This is a genomic window from Psychrobacter sp. AOP7-B1-25, assembly GCF_052376195.1.
Lineage (GTDB): Bacteria > Pseudomonadota > Gammaproteobacteria > Pseudomonadales > Moraxellaceae > Psychrobacter.
In genome coordinates this window covers 34265-51007 of sequence record NZ_JBQSVK010000016.1, presented here as the reverse complement: position 1 = coordinate 51007, position 16743 = coordinate 34265, and the positions used below count along the sequence as shown (strand labels likewise).

13 protein-coding genes are annotated in these 16743 nt (G+C 42.6%); 7 read left to right on the top strand and 6 right to left on the bottom strand.

Features of this window, described 5'->3' with window-relative positions; all coding sequences use genetic code 11:
* The first annotated feature begins 36 nt into the window (after positions 1 to 36).
* Complete coding sequence (locus ACT3QR_RS11590; protein WP_444521483.1) at positions 37 to 801, top strand: 5-formyltetrahydrofolate cyclo-ligase; 765 nt, start codon at positions 37 to 39, stop codon at positions 799 to 801.
* Positions 801 to 1061: a hypothetical protein gene (locus tag ACT3QR_RS11585; protein ID WP_444521482.1), complete on the top strand. Its 261-nt coding sequence runs from the start codon at positions 801 to 803 to the stop codon at positions 1059 to 1061. Before ACT3QR_RS11590 ends, ACT3QR_RS11585 begins: the two co-directional genes overlap by 1 nt.
* A gap of 638 nt (positions 1062 to 1699) precedes the next feature.
* On the opposite strand, the gene ACT3QR_RS11580 is transcribed toward ACT3QR_RS11585, so the two are convergent.
* Complete coding sequence (locus tag ACT3QR_RS11580; RefSeq protein WP_444521481.1) at positions 1700 to 3061, bottom strand: Na+/H+ antiporter family protein; 1362 nt, start codon at positions 3059 to 3061, stop codon at positions 1700 to 1702.
* A 589-nt stretch (positions 3062 to 3650) separates the two neighbouring features.
* Between ACT3QR_RS11580 and lon the strand changes: the two genes are divergently transcribed.
* The gene (lon, locus tag ACT3QR_RS11575) at positions 3651 to 6050 is read left to right on the top strand and encodes an endopeptidase La (protein WP_444521495.1); all 2400 of its coding nucleotides are present in this window, start codon (positions 3651 to 3653) and stop codon (positions 6048 to 6050) included.
* 360 nt (positions 6051 to 6410) lie between these two features.
* Positions 6411 to 6968, top strand: coding sequence for a superoxide dismutase family protein (locus ACT3QR_RS11570; RefSeq protein ID WP_444521480.1), 558 nt, complete (start codon positions 6411 to 6413; stop codon positions 6966 to 6968).
* A 131-nt stretch (positions 6969 to 7099) separates the two neighbouring features.
* On the opposite strand, the gene topA is transcribed toward ACT3QR_RS11570, so the two are convergent.
* Both topA and ACT3QR_RS11560 read right to left on the bottom strand, forming a co-directional pair.
* The gene (topA, locus tag ACT3QR_RS11565; protein WP_444521479.1) at positions 7100 to 9754 is read right to left on the bottom strand and encodes a type I DNA topoisomerase; all 2655 of its coding nucleotides are present in this window, start codon (positions 9752 to 9754) and stop codon (positions 7100 to 7102) included.
* A gap of 289 nt (positions 9755 to 10043) precedes the next feature.
* A complete protein-coding gene (locus ACT3QR_RS11560; RefSeq protein ID WP_444521478.1) occupies positions 10044 to 10634 on the bottom strand; it encodes a hypothetical protein in 591 nt (196 codons plus the stop codon).
* Positions 10635 to 10990: 356 nt separating this feature from the next.
* Here ACT3QR_RS11560 and ACT3QR_RS11555 point away from each other — a divergent pair, with 356 nt between their 5' ends.
* Positions 10991 to 11530 carry a DUF2799 domain-containing protein gene (locus tag ACT3QR_RS11555; protein WP_444521477.1) on the top strand — a complete coding sequence of 180 codons (540 nt, stop codon included), beginning with the start codon at positions 10991 to 10993 and terminating at the stop codon, positions 11528 to 11530.
* Between the two features lie 201 nt (positions 11531 to 11731).
* On the opposite strand, the gene ACT3QR_RS11550 is transcribed toward ACT3QR_RS11555, so the two are convergent.
* From ACT3QR_RS11550 to ACT3QR_RS11540, 3 genes are all read right to left on the bottom strand, one after another.
* On the bottom strand, positions 11732 to 12133 hold the full coding sequence (locus tag ACT3QR_RS11550) for an ExbD/TolR family protein (RefSeq protein WP_444521476.1): 402 nt from the start codon (positions 12131 to 12133) through the stop codon (positions 11732 to 11734).
* Positions 12134 to 12248: 115 nt separating this feature from the next.
* Positions 12249 to 12938 carry a MotA/TolQ/ExbB proton channel family protein gene (locus ACT3QR_RS11545; protein ID WP_444521475.1) on the bottom strand — a complete coding sequence of 230 codons (690 nt, stop codon included), beginning with the start codon at positions 12936 to 12938 and terminating at the stop codon, positions 12249 to 12251.
* Positions 12939 to 13046: 108 nt separating this feature from the next.
* Positions 13047 to 13985, bottom strand: coding sequence for an energy transducer TonB (locus tag ACT3QR_RS11540; RefSeq protein WP_444521474.1), 939 nt, complete (start codon positions 13983 to 13985; stop codon positions 13047 to 13049).
* A 485-nt stretch (positions 13986 to 14470) separates the two neighbouring features.
* On the opposite strand from ACT3QR_RS11540, the gene ACT3QR_RS11535 reads away from it, so the two are divergent.
* Entirely contained in the window at positions 14471 to 15523 is a 1053-nt protein-coding gene (locus ACT3QR_RS11535) for a siderophore ABC transporter substrate-binding protein (protein WP_444521473.1), read from the top strand.
* A gap of 81 nt (positions 15524 to 15604) precedes the next feature.
* The gene (locus ACT3QR_RS11530) at positions 15605 to 16660 is read left to right on the top strand and encodes an ABC transporter permease (protein WP_444521472.1); all 1056 of its coding nucleotides are present in this window, start codon (positions 15605 to 15607) and stop codon (positions 16658 to 16660) included.
* Positions 16661 to 16743: the final 83 nt, after the last annotated feature.

Here is a 16743-nt window from a genome sequence, read left to right as displayed (position 1 = left end):
TATTCACAAATCGCCTTGAGCGATACCCAAAAACGAATGTCTAAAAACGCCTGTCAGCACCAATCTGACATTTCATTGGATAAGATACCTATGCACCTTGAAACCACTTACCCTAAATCAATACTACCTGAGCAAAATAGTCTTGATTCAAAAAATTTTGATTTAAAGAATACTGAGTCATCCAAACCTATAATTAGTAATCCACCTAGACGGCAATTTACTCGCCAGCGTCGCCAGTTAAATGACGGTGAACGTAGACAATACGCTCTGTCTGCAAGCTTGCATCTGTCTAAGTTACAGCAGAGACTACCAAAAAACGCACGTATTGGATTGTATTACGATGGCTTTGGTGAGTTACCTACCCAGCCACTGCTAGATTGGTGCAGACGCTTAGGCTATCTACCTTATTTACCAGTGGTCGGCTCACTCGGTCGTACTAGCAATGGCAATGATGATAAACGCCTGCGCTTTGTGCCTATTTATCACACAAAATTACTCAATGTACCGACGCGCATTCATCAATTAGGCATGAAACAAAACCACAGTCGTGCCCTGCTATGGGCGTCAGAACTAGACGTGATTATTTGTCCACTAGTGGCGGTAGACGTAAACGGCAACCGTATGGGTATGGGTGGCGGCTTTTACGATACGACGCTTGGTAACAGCTATCGCTCAGGGGCAAAAAAACCGTTAAAAATTGGCTGGTGCTATGATTTTCAGATGGTTGAGCAATTAGCGCGTCAACCGTGGGATGTGCCGTTAGATGGCTTAATTACCCCAAGCGGCATGAGGTGGTTTTAATGAAAGATGATAAACAATTTAAAAAAGAAGACTCTAGCGCTGCTGATTCTAGTGCAGATAGTGTGGATGAATATTTGCAGACATTAGGCAATGAAGACGCTAGAGAGCGACGTTACTACAGTCAAGAGCAGCCCTTTAGCTCTGAAGATATGACAAGGCTCATCAACGAAGAGCGTCTAAATACGCTACTGGCGCAAAGTGATGAATTTTTGAGTAGTTTAAATAGTGAGATAGAGGATTTTGATGACAATAGTAATTGATATTTATTTTTAATTAAACAGAACTATTGTTTAAATTAAGAGTATATCCTACTATAGATAATAATGATTATTATTACCGAATAGGATAGCAACTCTAGTGACAACCCTCTCTGTTAAGAAGTCTAGATCGTTTTATGTACTGACAGCTGCCCTGTTTTTTTGGATAGGAGTAACGATATTCGGTATTTACTTTTGGGAGTATGATGATTCTGAAAGCTTAATATCATTCCTTTACTTTCTCTCCGCTGGTATTTTACTTATTCTCGTTAGCTATAGAGAAAGACAGTTAGAAAAAAAGCGTATATATGATAATAATTTGTTATCCGTTAATAGCTTTTCAACGCAACTGAATGCAGAAAATGAGCATCTAATTCTGGTTTCCAATAAAAAATTTTTAAAGTTATCAACTTTCATTTTTTACGCTATATTAATCCTACTAATACTTTCCGTAGGTTTGATTCTATACGGTTATATAAATGGCAATATAGAGTATAGAGTCTTTGTCTTTATTTATCTTGAACTCTTCTTTATGCACTCTATTCATAAAAACAGTAAACAAATAAAGCAGCGTATCTACGATAAAAAAATATCGTAGATACGTAGAAATCGATCAACTCGCTATGCATATACGCTACCAATTACAACACCATTGACGCAATCCAACCAAAGGCCAGTAGCGGAATGTTGTAATGCAAAAATGTCGGTACCACACTGTCTTTAATATGGTCATGTTGACCGTCGATGTTTAAACCAGAGGTCGGCCCCAACGTCGAGTCTGACGCAGGCGAACCAGCATCGCCGAGCGCGCCAGCCGTACCGATAATCGCAACCGTTGCCAATGGCGAAAATCCTAACGAGATACACAGCGGTACATAAATCGCGGCCAAAATCGGAATCGTCGAGAACGACGAGCCAATACCCATGGTCACAATTAGGCCAACCAGTAGCATAATAAATGCAGCAATCGCTTTATTGCCAGCAAACAATGATGCCGCCCCATCGACCAATGGCTGAATCTGATCAGTCGCTTTCATGACTTCAGCAAACCCTTGTGCCGTAATCATAATAAAGCCAATCATCGCCATTAGCTTAATACCATCATTAAAGACTGAATCAGCCTCACGCCATTTAACGACACCAGTGGCCATAAATACACCAAAGCCAAACATTGAGCCAAGTAGTAACGAATCAGTATATAGTTGAACAACGAACGCAGTAACGATTGCAGCTAAGGCAACCAGTGTCTTAAGCGTACTTTGAGACTTTGCATCAGCTGCTGTTTTACTTAAAGCATCACCCTCTAAAGCTGCATCATGCGCCTCTTTATCAACGGCAACTTGTTGATATTCACGTGGCTTACGATAACTGATAAACATAGCCGTCAACAAGCCGACAAACATACCCAATGCTGGAATTGCCATTGCCTTAGTGACGGAGATATTGCTCACATCAATACCTGCTTCACCCACGTTTTTTAGCATGATTTGATTAAGGTAGATATCACCAAAGCCATAAGGAATAAACATATAGGTAGTGACCAACCCAAAAGTAATCAGACAAGCAATCAGACGTCTATCAATTTTCATACGATTAAATGCTAGTAGCAACGGTGGCACTAGCAACGGAATAAAGGCGATATGAATAGGAATTAAGTTTTGGCTAAAGCAGCTCATCACAATCAAACCTGCAAATAGCATGTACTTAATCATGCCACCAGTACCGCCAGCATCGATACGCTTGATGACCGATCCTGCCAGTGATTGCGGCAAGCCCGAGTGCGCAATCGCGACTGCAAACGCACCTAGTAATGCATACGACAGTGCAATTTCTGCTCCGTTACGAATGCCTGACTGAAAGGCTTCTAGAGTCTCAGTGATACCAAGACCCGCGATTAAGCCACCTGCGATTGCCCCTATTAATAAGCTAAGCACCACGTGTACTCGCGCCAGTGACAGCCCTAGCATGATCACTACCGCCAGTAATACTGCATTGATTGTCATGTGTGCCTCGTATTCTATTTACTTTGGTCTACTGTAATCTTATTAATATCTCATGATTTATAGATATCGCCATCGTCTCAAAAACGCTTTGTCTCAAAAACTCACCGTTTAAGACGCGCGATATTTTACCTTATTTTGCCTATAAAACCTATGCGCAGAACCCGCTAAATATAAGAGACCTATATATAAATGCTTGATGAAACCTAACTTTCGCTTATGACTTATAACCTTTTGCATAAAATAGATAGCAGTATAGGACGTAATACTTATACAGATATAGTCATTTAACAAAGATAAGCACGTGACTTGTTCAAAAAGCCTTGCAATTTTTTTCGTGAGCACCATTTATCTAACAATGAACCACGAACTTGACTTTACAAGTCTGGGGAACGAGGAAAAATATATGAGTGAACATAATATTGATAAAGACAACATCGACATCGATGTATCATCTGCCCTTAATACTGACACAACGCCTGACGCAAATACTGACACTGACGTGAACAATGAGACAGAAAGCTCATCTACAGATGAGTTAAATGCCTCGTCTGACGCTGTCAAAGACAATGAAGATGAAAGCTATCTACCACTGCTGGCATTACGCGACGTCGTCGTTTATCCGCACATGCAGATTGCATTGTTTGTGGGACGCGCGCCATCGGTAAAAGCAGTAGAGCTGGCACAGGCTGAGTACGGCAACAAAGTACTGGTAGTCGCACAAAAAGACTCACTAACCGAAGATATTGATCAAGGCAACTTGTATCAGTACGGTACAGTGTGCCGCATCGTCAGCACTATGCCACATGACAGCGATGAGAACTGCATTAAAGTATTGATTGAAGGTCAATACCGCGCTCGTGTCGATAATATAGAAGGCCATGACGACTTACTGATGGCAAGATTTGAGCGTGCTGACCTCGATGTCAGCATGGATGAGAGCCAACAGAAAAACACCATTCAAGCGTTAACTACATTATTTGAAAGCTATGCGGATGCACGACTTCGCAATGCACGTGAGCTAACCCGTGTTGCCAAACGTATTGATGACTTACTTGAGTTGGTTTATTTCATCTCAACTCGTGTGTCGATGGACCTCGATATCAAACAGTCTTTCCTAGAAGAAGACGATATCAAAACACATATCAATACTTTGACTGAGTATCTAGTAAAGCAAAGTGCTGAGCAAAACATCGAACAAGATATCCAAGATGCTGTCCGTCAGCAAATGGAAGACAATCAGCGCGAATATTTCTTAAATGAAAAAATGAAAGCTATCAAGAATGAGCTGTCAGATATGAATGACGGCGCGTTCGATGGTGAAGATGATGTGGCGGAGCTAGAGCAGCGTTTAGAAGATGCTGACCTACCAGACGATGTACGTAAAAAAGCGGAGCAAGAATTCAAAAAGCTCAAAATGATGCCACCTGCGTCAAGTGAATCGTCAGTGGTACGCAACTATATCGAGTGGATTTTGGATACGCCTTGGAATGCGACGACCAAAGTATCTATCAATTTAGACAAAGCCAAAACTGTATTAGACGAAGATCATTATGGTTTACAAGATGTGAAAGACCGCATCTTAGAGTACCTCGCCGTACAATCACGCGTGAAAAAACTTCGTGGTCCGATTCTATGTCTCGTCGGTCCTCCAGGTGTCGGTAAAACCTCATTGGGTGAGTCGATTGCCCGTGCCACTGGTCGTAAATTTGTGCGTATGGCGCTTGGTGGCGTACGTGATGAAGCAGAGATTCGTGGTCATCGCCGTACGTATATCGGTGCGATGCCGGGTAAAATCGTTCAGTCACTTGCCAAAGTAGAAGTCAAAAACCCGCTGTTCTTATTAGATGAAATCGATAAGATGGCACAAGACTTCCGCGGTGATCCAGCATCAGCGTTGCTGGAAGTATTGGATCCATCACAGAACGATACGTTTAACGACCATTATTTAGATATGGACTTAGACTTATCACAAGTGATGTTCATCTGTACTGCCAATAGCATGGATATTCCACCTGCGCTGCTTGACCGTATGGAAGTCATTCGCTTGCCGGGTTATACTGAAGAAGAAAAAGTCAATATCGCACAAAAATACCTAGTGCCAAAAGCCATCAAGCAAAATGGTCTCAAAGAAGGCGAGATTGAGATTGTTGAAGCGGCATTGCACAGTATCGTCCGTAGCTATACTCGTGAAGCAGGTGTGCGTAACCTTGAGCGTGAAGTGAACAAGATCTGCCGTAAAGTGGTTCGCGGTTCAGTTGAAACTCATGGTGCTCGTGCTCCGAAAAAAGCAGAACGTCAGCTAGTGACAGTCGATGACAAGAATATCGATGACTATCTAGGTGTACATCAGTATGACTACGGTCTGGCTGAAGAAGAGCCTGAAATTGGTCGTATTACTGGTCTTGCGTGGACACAAGTCGGTGGTGAGCTATTGACCATCGAAGCGGTCGGCATGAAAGGTAAAGGTGAGCTTAGCTTTACTGGTTCACTAGGCGATGTGATGAAAGAGTCTATTCGCGCAGCTATGAGTGTGGTTCGTGCTCGCGGTGATAGCTTGGGTATCGACTACGAGACGTTTAAAACAACCGACGTCCATGTACATATGCCAGAAGGTGCCACGCCAAAAGACGGCCCATCTGCTGGTGGTGCACTGACGACAGCATTGGTCTCTGCTCTAACTGGTATCGCAATCCGTCCAGATATTGCGATGACAGGTGAGATTACCTTGCGCGGTAAAATCCTACGTATTGGTGGCCTCAAAGAGAAGCTGCTTGCGGCGCATCGCGGCGGTATCAAGCACGTCTTGATCCCAGCGACCAATGAGCGTGATCTAGCTGATATCCCTGATAACGTAAAAGAAGGCTTAACCATTCAGCCAGTTGCTACGATTGAAGAGATTTTAAAGGTAGCTTTGGTCAATATGCCTACACCAATCAAACCTGCCAAAGTGACGGTTGATAAGACCTCTGGTAAAGCACTGCACAATTAATTGAACTTCTATTAGACTTATCCTATAGATTAAGAAGCCGCTTATCACAATGATGGGCGGCTTCTTTATGCCTATCTATTATTTACTACTAGTAATTTATACCTTCCTAAGTAGATTTCTTACAAATCTAAAGCTATTTAATTTCAAGAAGCACTTATGCTATCTCGTTTTGCAAACCCATACGTTACTTACATTTATTAACTGATTGTTGCGCATTTGATGAATAACTATAGCGTTAGCTTGGCTATACTGACTCCGATGTTAACGAATATTGACACCGATTTTTGTAGAAAAATAACGATAGATATTCGTATATATAACGAAAATTAAAAATAACGACTAAAACAATTGGAGATAATAATGAATAAGACATTACTTGCAAGTACTCTATTATGCGGTTCAGCTTTAGCAATGACTGGTTGTCAAACAGTAGAAAGCCAACTGCAAACAGGCAACCCTTTAGCACAGCCAACGCTGAAATCAACCATCCATACAGTAGATGGCGAGAAAAAAGAAGTTGGTCAAATTTTCTTACGTCCAGTTGATGAGGGTGTCCAAGTTTACGGTAAGCTGATGAATCTACAGCCAGGACAAACGGTGGCACTACATATCCATGAAACAGGAAGCTGCGCTGATATGGGCAAAGCAGCAGGTGGGCACTTTAATCCAGACAACAAGCCACACTCTAACCCAGACGATATGAACGGCCATGCAGGTGATTTGCCAAACTTAACTGCCAATGAAAATGGCGTTGCTACTGTTAATTATGTAAATAAGAAAATTGCAGCAACTGAAGCAGGTAAATATAGCGTAAACCGTTTAGCATTTATCGTACATGGTGGTACGGATGATTATACTAGCCAGCCAGCAGGCAATGCTGGTGACCGTGTCGCTTGCGGTATTATCGAAACAATGTAATAACCCGCTAATAATATTGAGAGCTAAATCTTATTGAAGCTGAATATGATTAGTGATATAAAAAAACCTCTTAGATAATCTAAGAGGTTTTTTTATGGTTTAACACTATTTATGACAAAGGTAAAAGAGGTTTACTCTTCTACCCACTCACCTTTACGCCAGTACACACCCCAACGCGTGGCTTTGCCGTTTTTCTCAGAGCCGATATATTGCTCTTTTTTCTTACGTGACCAACGCAAGATGGTTGGGTTACCATCAGGATCTTCATCTGGCCCTTCAAATAGATATTGAAATTTGTCTTCCATTTTATCTTTGATGTCTCTTAGCTCAGCCAGCTTTGGTGCTCGCGTCTCACGCACTTTAGGAAACTTAGAGGCTGCTAAGAACATCCCAGCTGCACCTTCACGCAAAATGAAATAATCATCATGCTTGGTCGATTTTAGCTCAGGTAGATGGATTGGATCCATACGCGGCGGTGCTGCTTCACCTGTTTTTAGAACCTTGCGTGTGTTGTCACAATTCTGGCAAGCAAAGTACGGACCGAAACGTCCAGTTTTCAGCTCCATCTGCCCATCGCACTTATTGCAGTCAATAGTTGGGGCATCTGAGCCTGGTACTTCAAACTTACCTTCTTCTAGAACATAACCATCACAATCAGGGTTATTACCGCAAATGTGTAGCTTGAGACCACCATCAACGATATAGCCATTCATCGCTGTACCGCATTTTGGACAGCGTTTTTTCTCCATCAAATCTTTGACTTCAGCCGCTTCGTCATCACCTTCCGCATCGTCTAGATTGGCGAATGCTTCGACTGGCATGAGATTTTTGGTGCCTTTACAGCGCTCTTTTGGTGGTAAATTATAACCCGTACAACCTAAGAACACGCCTGTTGAGCCCGTACGGAGCTGCATTGGACGATCGCAAATATCACAATGGACATCTGGTACGTCAGTCGGATCATTGGGACGCATGCCGTCTTTTTCTTTGGCACGCTCTAGAGTGGTTTTAAACTCGCCATAGAAATTATCAAGTACATCTTTCCAATCTTGATCACCCTCTGCCACATGATCGAGCTTATCTTCAAGTGCAGCGGTAAAGGTATAATCCATCAAATCTGGGAAACTAGCCGTCAATCTATCAGTGACGATATCACCCATTTTTTCGGCAAACAGACGCTTGTTTTCAAGCTTTACATAACCACGATCTTGAATGGTCGAGATAATTGAGGCATAAGTCGATGGACGGCCGATGCCTTTTTTCTCAAGCTCTTTCACTAGACTGGCTTCAGTATAGCGAGGTGCGGGCTTAGTAAAATGCTGACTCGGATCTAGTTTGTCTAGATTTAACTTATCACCTTTTTTAACATCAGGCAGTAAGGTATCGTCAGTTTTTGCTGGTGGCATAACTCTTGTGTAACCATCAAACACCATGGTACGACCACGGGCTTTTAACTCGATATCATTTGCGCTTACAAACAGGTTCACTGACAGATATTTGGCAGGTAACATCTGACATGCCACAAACTGGCGCCAGATTAGCTCATATAGTCGTATCGCATCACGCTCAACGCCTTTGAGCTGCGTTGATTTCATGTTGACGTTAGAAGGACGAATCGCTTCATGCGCTTCTTGTGCCCCTTGCTTGTTGCCATAGAAGTTCGGCTTTTCTGGTACATATTTTGCGCCATAGCTGTCTTCGATATGACCACGAACAGCAGCAAGTGCATCGCCCGATAAGAACGTCGAATCGGTACGCATATAAGTGATATGACCTGCTTCGTATAGACGCTGCGCCAAAATCATGGTTTTCTTAACAGAGAAGCCTAAGCGCGTACTAGCAGCCTGTTGTAAGGTCGAAGTAATAAATGGTGCACTTGGACGCGATTGCGTTGGTTTCTCTTCGCGTTCTTTAATGATAAAGTCATTGGTTTTTAGAACTTCTAATACTTTATCGGTCTGCTCTTTATTAGCAAGCTTAAGTGTTTTACCACCTTTCTTAGTTGCTTCTAAGCGAATACCGATTTGCTCAGCGTCTTTCTTATTATTGGCAACGTGCGTATCTGCATGAATCTGCCAGTACTCTTCTGGGATGAACGCGCGGATCTCATGCTCACGCTCAACGACCAAGCGCATAGCAACTGACTGTACACGGCCTGCCGATAGCCCGCGGGCAATCTTCTGCCATAACAGTGGCGACACCATAAAGCCAACAACACGGTCCAAGAACCGACGAGCTTGCTGCGCGTTCACGCGGTCAATATCTAACTTCGAAGGCTGCTTAAACGCGTTTTGAATAGCTGATTTGGTAATCTCATTAAAGACCACACGTTGATACTTGCTATCAGGTCCACCGATGACTTCTTTTAGATGCCAAGCAATCGCTTCCCCTTCTCTATCCATATCCGTTGCGAGATAGATTTTATCAGCGTCTTTGGCTAGTGCCTTGAGCTCTTTAATGACCTTAGTTTTGTTTGGCAATACTTCATAAACTGCTGCCCAGTCATGCTCTGGATCTATACCCATGCGGCGTACCAGCGCTTGCTGTGCTTTTTCTTCTTTGGTCAGACTGTCATCTTTTTTAGCAGTCGTCGCTTTCTTTGCGCTCTTACTTGCACTGACCGGCAAATCACGGACGTGACCGATACTTGAGCGTACGATAAAGTCATCACCAAGGTATTTATTAATCGTTTTTGCCTTGGCTGGTGATTCTACAATCACCAAAGACTTACCCTTTGGGCTATCAGCAGCTGGTGCTGGACTTTTTTTAGTTGTGGTTTTTGCCATGTTTGACGACACCATAATATAAGTAAATTAGAAGTAAGATTAAATTCAGCAGCACAGCAATTTATGGAAGCTAATACTCATGGTTTGGCCATGGTTTAGCTATTTATAGTAATAATAGCTACTGACAAAAAAGGTTATTAAACAAATAATAACCATAAAATAAAGATATAGTTATAAAGACGTTACACTGCTAAGCGTTAAACTGTCAACTTTAAATAATTTGAATATGAAAAACCGCTTATATATTGCCCTTTAATGGAGACGAAAAAAAGCTTTACTAGGTTTATGCTTATTTTTGCATCTGTAGCGCCCATTTCTCAAGGTTTTCTTTGAGCACTAATAAATCTGCTTCAATCCGTTTTTGATGGTACGTTGGGTTAGATGCTGGACGTACATAAGCAATATCTTCCCAGTAGATAATAATGCTATTTGCCTTGGTCAATAGACCTTTAACAAACGGCTCGATACTTACTGGCAAATCTAACGGCACTTGATCCAAGCTAAAATCCGTTTTTTTAACCGTTGGATTATTGCTAATTTGACTAGAACGAATCGCACTTGGAATAGTAAGTGTCTTATCGTCTATACTGGTATCGACAAAACTGCTGTCTGGTCGCCACTGTCCATCAATCACTTGATAACGGGTATGTGGCAATTTAGTGTCTTCGAATATCAGGCAGTACTGTCCAAGCATACCGCGACCATACTCATTATCACGGCCTTTGATCCAATCAGGGCACGAAACGAGCTTTGGATTGAGCTGTAAACGACGCGCGGTCATACGCAGCTTATCCAAACGCTGATCGATACCGTTCGGTTTGAGCGCCATCATACTCCCTAATACGAATAGTACAATGATAACGCCAATCAATATTCCCATGATGGTCTAGCCTTTTGACTAAATGAAAAAAATACTAAAAGATATACAGGTAAATATCGCTAATGAACCACTATTTATAAATAGTACGTACAAATTACGGTTAGCGCGATAATAAACAACTATATATAAAGGCTTATAATGAGCACGAACCGTTAAAAATCAAGCGTTGTCGTCCAATCGCGGTGCAGAAAGTGCTTTTAAAATATATGACAACTTAGCAACTTACACTATAAAATCAGCTATTTAGCGTATATAAACTTACCGAACACAGCACGCTATAAAAACCAGAGACAAAAAATGGACTGCTCAAAAAAGTGCTATGATAAACCATAATTTTAAACGCGCGCAGGTTTATTATGAATTATCTTATTGAGTCAAACTCATCAAGCGCTTATCACGCTCGCAAGCTAACGTATAAAGTCATTAGCAAAACAAGCATGAGCCTATCGCTACTTGGTGCGGTAGTACTGACATTATCAGGTTGTGCCACGACTCAGGGTCTAACGCCGCAGCAATGTCAAAGCAGCAACTGGCAAGAAGTTGGTTACGCTGATGGCTCGCAAGGACGTTCAGGTGCCTACTTTGGTCACTATACCAATAGCTGCGCCAGTGCTGGCGGTGCTAGCCCTAACCGTATCCAATGGGAGCAAGGACGTCAGCAAGGTCTCAAAAACTACTGTACTGAGCTGAACGCTTATAAGCTCGGTCGCGAGGGCTATGACTGGCAACCTGTTTGCCCGCTAGAAGGTATTGAGACGTTAGAAGAAGCTTACTCTCAAGGGCGCTACTATTATATTCGTCAGCGCGATCTTGACTACTTACGCTCGCCTTACCCACTTGGCTATAGACATGTAGGTTTCGGTTACGGCTATCGTCCATTTGGTTATGGCTGGTAAAAAAAGAAAACCTCACCAATGACTTAATTTGAGGTTTAAGTCGTTAATGAGGTTGGAGATAATTTTATTATTTTAATTGTTTTTATTATAGCGGTGCTGGTTGTCTTACTGGTTGGGCTATTGATTTATCTAGCCAGTTTTCTAATGTAGAGCCAAAGCTACTAACACTGACTCACTGTGCTTAAGCTACTAAATATTTATCTATTCATTCACAAATGCGATTTTGGTCAGTCCAGCATTACTTGCCGCTGCCAGTACTTGAGCGACCATATCGTACTTGCCTTCTTTATCCGCACGTAACTGGACCGCTGGATTCTTACCAGTCTCGCCTTGTTGCTGCAAGCGTGTCTCTAACTCTTCCATGCTGATTGGATCACTGTCCCAGAATATTCCCGCGTCTTTATCAATGCTGACCTGAATCGCTTCTGGTGGCGTTTCATTAAGCGCTGCACTAGTCTCTGGCAAATCTAAAGGTACCGTCGGATTTAACACGGTCGCTGTCAATAAAAATATAATCATCAATACCAGCATGATATCGATAAGCGGAATAAGGTTCATTTCATCCATGCTTCGTACGTCATCATCACCCAATTGAAATGCCATAGTTACTCTCAATGCTTTTGGTTATTTTCACACAGCCAAGCCGTTTTTCGACTTGTCATTTTAGCCTTTATAGACTTAGCGCTTGTAGCCTTAATACTTGTAACGTCAACACTATTTATAGCTGCTTTGGCACAGAATTACTGTAGTTATTGCTATGCTGAGTCTCTCTCGTAGTTGTACGACTGCTTGATGCAGCGTGCACTGGTGAGGCACTAGCAGGATTGCTCGCGTTTACCTTTGTAGTGTCCACAAGACCCGTTGATTGCGCCAATAAATCATGCGCTCTATCATTGGCTTGATACATTATGCGACGATTGATACGTACTGCAAGGTTGTAAAACACCACAGCTGGAATCGCGACCGCAATACCCAGACCTGTCATGATTAGTGCCTCACCGACTGGCCCTGCAACCTGTCCCAACCCTGCCTGACCGCTCATACCAATATTGTGCAAGGCATGGAAAATACCCCATACAGTACCAAACAAACCAATAAATGGTGCAATCGCTGCTGTCGTACCAAGAATCGGCAAACCGCGCTCACTAGCAAAACGATAGCGACCAATATGCTTCAGTAGAGTCTGTTCAGTCACCAAGCGACGAGTGGCAGCATCAGAATTGACCAAGTCAGACTGTTTGGCTTGTAATTGCTGACTCAAATCATCTGCTACATTGGTCGCCAGTTTACGGCTTTGCAATACGCGGACGATACCTGTCACCCAAGAGAGAATAGATAACGCAAGCAACAAAAAGAACAACGTTTTTGTCACCATATCGCTGATTTGCCAATATTGCATAAAGTCCATGTCAGACTCCTTAATGTGTAATGCCATTACATGATGCTGAGGTAAATATCATGTTTAGTTTGATTATGAAAGATTATCAATAAATACGTTGTTATAAAATATGAGCTATCAAGGAACAGCGTAACTGATCGGTAGGGTCACATCACCTACTACGGGTACACCATTCTTAGTAAAAGGTTTGAATCTGCCAGACCGTACTTGACGTCTGGCCTCTTTATCTAATAGCGGATTACCTGATGATTGAGCAATTCGTACGTTATCAATACCACCTTGCTTGTTGACTCGTAATACTAAGACCACGTTAAGCGTATCACCAGAACGGGCTCTACGTGCCGCTCGCTCAGGGAAACTAAAGTTTGGTGCAGATGCCCAGTTAGCTGAGCTAGCAGTAAAGCTCACTGGCTCATTACTCTGTGCTAAAGCAGCTGCTGCTTCTGCCTCAGCTCTTGCTTGTGCAGCGGCCTCTGCGGCAGCTTTGGCATCAGCAACTCTTTTGGCTTCTTGCTCTGCCCTAGCCTGTGCCTCTTGCTCTGCCTTTCTAGCTTGTCGCTCTGATTCAGCTTGGGCAGCTGCTTTGCGCTGTGCTTCAGCCGCTGAATTATCAACCTTCGGTTTCGGTAGTGGCTCTTTTGGGGCGACCTTTTGACTGGTATCAGGACGAGGCTTTTCTGACGCTATAACAGGCGTCACTCTCGGCTCTGTATTTTTTACCACAGGCTCTTTTGGTTTCGCTGGTGTCTCTACTGGTTGTCTAACAGGTTCTTTAGGCTTTGGTTCAGGTTGCGGCGCTGGCTGAACTGGTACCTCAGGCTGTACTTCTTTTTTAGCTGTGACTGTTTGCTTTTCGACCTCAGTTAAGACCGTTTCAGCCGGTAACGACACAAACTTTATCTCAAGCGGGGACATCTCTTTTTTTGGCTCAGGTTTGAGTTCAGGTGTTTTTATTGCCACTAATGCAATTGCGGCAAGCACATGGAGTCCTATGACTGCGACAATGGCTAGCAATAGCGATTTAAGTGGTGGCGCGTCTAAATCCGTTGAACTCATAACAGCCTAATGTTTATTACTCGAAATATAATGACGTAGATAATAATGCAAACGATAATTATTATCAATAATAATTTAGGATATTTCTTCTATTTAATACATTTCTAACACGTAATGTTGCTTAATAGTTTTACCTATCGGAACTATCGCTTTTGTGAACATTATCTATTTCTAACACCTACTATCTTAAAGCTTATTTCTCATCAAATTATATATTAGTTTAATATAGCAAGTACCGTTAATAAAAACCATTATCATTTATATTGATAATGAGTCTCAATTACTTTAGTATAACGCCTATATTGCTTACTCATACTATTTTAGTCAAAACGATTCTTATAGAAATTTAGTTGGTTGGTACCAAGTAAATTATTTATTTTGTACTTTTTATCTCAAGCATTTTTCAGACTTAATATTTTTAATATCATTCATTTGCAATTACTTTAGACGATTGCTTAAACATTTTTTGATAGACCGAGTTCATTATGCCTACTACCTTATTATCTAGCAGATCTACCGCATCTTTTTTCAAACGTCCATTATTGACTGCTGCTATGACAGCATTGTTAGCTACTGTCGTGGCAGGATGTAGCTCGACTGAAACCAATGATTCTGAGCCAGCAGACGCAAAAACTGAAAACCCAACGGCTGATGAGTCACTGAACGTTGCTAATAACGATAATGTATCTGCTGAGAAAATTACGGTAAACACCGTAAAAGGTGATATTGAGCTTGCCATGAACCCATCACCACTTGTCGTTTACGATATGACGTTGATGCAAAACTTAGCTGCATTAGATGTGGCAGTTGATGGTGCGCCTGGCGGTCTATTACTAGAAAATCTACACTCAGAAACACAGCCTGATCCAAAAGCGGTAGGTACGGTATTTGAGCCAGATCTTGAAGCGCTAAACGCGATGCAACCACAAGCTATCTTGGTCGGTTCACGCATGGCAGAAAAATACGACGAGCTATCAAGCATCGCACCGACATTGGACATGAGTATTGATACAGCCAATATTTATGAGTCAAGCAAGCAGCGACTACATGATCTAGGCGCGTTGTTTGGTAAAAGTGATCAAGCAGCTAAGCTCCAACAGAACATCGATGGCCTCATCACTGAGACCAAGAGTCTGACAGAAGAAAATAAAGGGACTGGCCTAGTAGTCATGGTCAATGGCAACAAAATGTCAACCTATGGGGAAAAGTCTCGCTATGGTTTTATCCATACTGTGTTAGGTGTACCAATGTCAGATGACCAAGTTACCGATGCGCCTCACGGTCAGCCGATATCGTTTGAATACATTCAAAAAGCCAATCCAGATTGGTTATTTGTTGTCGATCGTAGTGCCGCGATTGGTGAAGACGGTATTGGTGCCAAGGCCGTATTAGACAACCCCTTGGTTGCCCAAACCAACGCATGGAGCAAACAGCAGGTGGTTTATTTGAGCCCAGACTCGTACTTAGCATTTGGCGGCTACTATCAATGGATGCAGGATCTAACAACGATTAAAGATGCTTTTGCTAGTGCTAAATAACGTTGTTTTCTATGCAAACGATTGTTACACCAGTAAATATTATTACCGTTAACACTGTTCATTTTTAAGCCAGTAGAGATTATGTCGTTATTTTCACACCGTGCTCATGCTGGGATCAATCCCAGCAAGTCTCTAGACCATAAATATCGACGTACCGTCATACCACCATGGTTCATCAATACAGCAAGCCTCATTCTTATGGGGCTTTTAGTGTTATTGAGCGTATCTATTGGTGTGGCTGACTTTTCGTGGTCAGGTATCTTACAGAGTCTTTTGACTCAGAGTGCCAATTCCGACAGCTCATTACTATTGGTTAGCCGCATACCGCGTACCATCGCGATTATTTTGACTGGTATTTCGATGGCAGTGGCTGGAATGATTATTCAGGTGGTGCTAAAAAACCGCTTTGTAGAACCCTCCATGGTTGGTGCGACGCAAAGTGCTGCACTTGGTTTGCTGGTAGTCAGTTTACTGTTTCCTGCCAGCGCCCTCATCGTCAAAATGGGCGTGGCGACCATCGCTGCCGTCTTTGGCATGATGCTATTTATGCTATTAATTCATCGTATTCCGCCCACTGATTTTTTGATGATTCCGCTGATTGGCATCGTTTTTGGCGGTATCATTGAAGCAGTCACCACTTTTATCGCCTATCAAACTGAATCACTACAGATGCTAAGTGTATGGCAATTTGGTGATTTTTCGGGTGTGCTAGCAGGACGCTATGAGCTGTTGTGGCTCACAGGAGGTCTATGCGTGTTGGCTTATATCATTGCTGACAAGCTGACCATCGTCGGCTTGGGTGACAATATCGCATTGAATTTAGGTATTAGTAAGCGTCAGGTCACTTGGATTGGCGTCGGTATGGTCGCCATGATGAGTGCTGTTGTCGTTGTCACCGTTGGAATGATTCCTTTTATTGGGCTGGTCGTGCCAAACATTGTGAGCCGACTTATGGGAGATAAGCTGCGTCGCAGTTTGCCAGCCGTTGCCCTGCTTGGTGCTTCAGCTGTATTGCTGTGCGACATTATCGGGCGCTCTATTCGTTATCCATTTGAAGTGCCCGTCGCCACTGTATTCGGTGTGGTTGGTACGGTACTGTTTTTATGGCTGTTATTGCGTGCTCCAGCTGAACAGTAGCATTATGTTTACTAACTTGTATTCATTTTCAGCACTCATTTACCGTCGTTTGTTTTTGCTTTATTAGCTAGGCTTGGCACCAT